At 66.4% G+C, this 2,433-nt stretch carries 1 protein-coding gene; it reads left to right on the top strand.

Annotation, left to right across the window (positions count from 1 at the left end; translation table 11 throughout):
* Positions 1–2,433 (top strand): PAS domain-containing protein (locus tag ACYVDE_RS20325; RefSeq protein WP_460503360.1); only part of this gene is annotated, 2,433 nt, incomplete at both ends.

The following is a 2,433-nucleotide window of genomic DNA, read 5'->3' as shown; positions in this document are numbered from 1 at the left end:
GGCCGACGTGCAGGCCCTGCTGGCCCTGGCCCAAACGGCCCGCCGCGCGCCTTCGCTGGGCCCACAGGAATTCACGTTTGAAAATCAGTTTTACCTCGTGACGGTGGCGCTGGTGCCCGGCCAGGACGAAGCAACGCTGCATTTCAGCAACATTACCGGCCGGCGCATGGCCGAAGACTGGCTGGGCCGCCAACGAGCCTTCTATGAGAATGTGCTCGACCAGGTGCCCACCGCCGTGGCCGTGTTCGACGACGCGCACCGCTACCTGTTTGTCAATTCGGCCATTGAGCCCGACCCGGCCGTGCGCGGCTGGATGCTGGGTAAAACCAGCACCGAAGCCTGCGCCTACCGCCAGCGCCCGGCGGCCGTGGCCGAGCAGCGCGCCGCCGCTTTTGCCGAGGTGATGCGGACCGGCCACGGCGTGCAGTGGGAAGAAACCTTTGCCGAAGCCGGCGGCGACGAGCGGCACTACATGATGTGGTACCGGCCGATAGCCGGCCTGTCGGGCACGTCGCTGATTATCAGCCTGGCCATCGACCTCACCGAGCGCAAGCGGGCCGAGCAGCAGGTGGTGCACCAGCAGGAATTCTACGAGTCCATTCTCAACCTGGTGCCGTTCGATGTGGCCGTGTTTGATGCCGAGCACCGCTTCCGCTTCGTGAACCCTGCTTCGATTTCCGACCCGGCGGTCCGGCAGCAGATTATTGGCCTGAGCAGCGCCGAGTATTTCATACAGCGCCAGTCGCAGCACCCCGACATCGCCCTGCAGCGCGAGCAATACTTCGACCTGGCCGTGCGCACCCGCACCGACGTGACCTGGGAGGAGATGCGCACCGACCGCCGCGGCCGCCCGCAGCTGATGGTGCGCCACCTGCGCCCCGTGTTCGGGCCCGATGGCGCCCTGCGCCTGGTAGTGGGCTCGGGCATCGACATCACGGCGCGCTACGTGGCCGAAAACCTGCAGCAGCAGGTGCAGGAAATGCTGCGCGAGCAGGAGGCCTTCATCCGGCAGATTGTGGATGCCCTGCCCAACGTGTTGTACCTGGTGGAAGCGAATTCGTCGGTTTCGTTCTCGAACCGCGTGTTCAACGAGCGTATTGTTGATTCGCTGCACCTCGACCCCACCGAAGTGCAGCCCGAAGTGGTGGCCCAGGAACTGGCCGCCCTGCGCGCCCTCAACGAGGAAGTGCTGGGCTCGGGCCGGGCTATTACCCGCGAGCTGCCCCTCACGCTGCGCACCGGCGAGCTGCTGTACTACCAGGTGTATAAGCAGCCGCTGCGCCGCGCCGACGGCCGGGTGGGTGTGCTCACCATCAGCACCGACGTGACCGAGGTGAAGCGGGCCCGCCAGGAGCTGGAGCGCCGCGAGAAGCAGTATTACGACTTGGTGCACTACTCACAGGCCCTCATCTGCACCCACGATTTGCAGGGCGTTATCCTCACGGTGAACCCGGCCGTGGAGCAGCTGCTGGGCTGGTCGGAGGCCGAGCTGGTGGGCCGTTCTCTGGGCAGCGTGCTGCTGCCCGAGCACCTGCCGGCGTTTGAGGAGCAGCTGGCCGCGCTGGCCGCACACCATTCGCAAGACCGGCACCTCACCGTGCGCACCCGCACCGGCGAACGGCGCTACCTGCGCTGCTATTCCTACCCCGTTATGGAAGAGGGCTACCCGCCCTACGTGGTGGCGTCGGGCTACGACGTGACCGAAGGGGTGCTGGCCCGGCGTGCGCTGGAGCAGGCCAAGCGCGAGGCCGAAGACAATGCCCAGGCCAAGGAAAATTTTCTGGCGCGCATGAGCCACGAAATCCGCACGCCCCTGAACGGGGTGCTGGGCATGGCCAAGCTGCTGCACAAAACTCCGCTCTCGGCCCAGCAAACCGAATACCTGCACGCCATGCAGCAGGCCGGCCACCACTTGCTCAGCTTGCTGAACGACGTGCTCGACATGGCCAAAATCACATCGCACCACCTGCAGCTCAACATCGTGCCCTTCGACCTGGGCGAGCTGCTGGGCGGCGTAGGCCAAACGGTGGCGGCCCTGGCCTCGGCCAAGGGCCTGGCCCTGCAGGTGCAGCCCCTGCCCTCCGAGGCGCTGCGCGTGGCCGGCGACGCCTACCGCCTGCACCAGATTCTGCTCAACCTGCTGGCCAACGCCATCAAGTTTACCGAGCAGGGCTACGTTGAGCTGGGAGCCAGCGTGCTGGCTGCCACCGACGACTACTTCACCCTGCGCTTCTGGGTGGCCGATTCCGGCATTGGCATTGCGCCGGCCGAGCAGGCTCACATTTTCGAAGCCTTTGCCCAGGCCAGCGCCGACACCAGCCGCCGCTACGGTGGCACGGGCCTGGGCCTGGCCATCAGCCAGCAGCTGGTGGAGCAAATGGGGGGCACGCTGGCCCTGCGCAGCGCCCCGGACCAGGGCAGCACCTTTTCGTT

Source organism: Hymenobacter agri (assembly GCF_054778495.1).
This window is presented reverse-complemented; position numbering and strand designations above follow the sequence as displayed.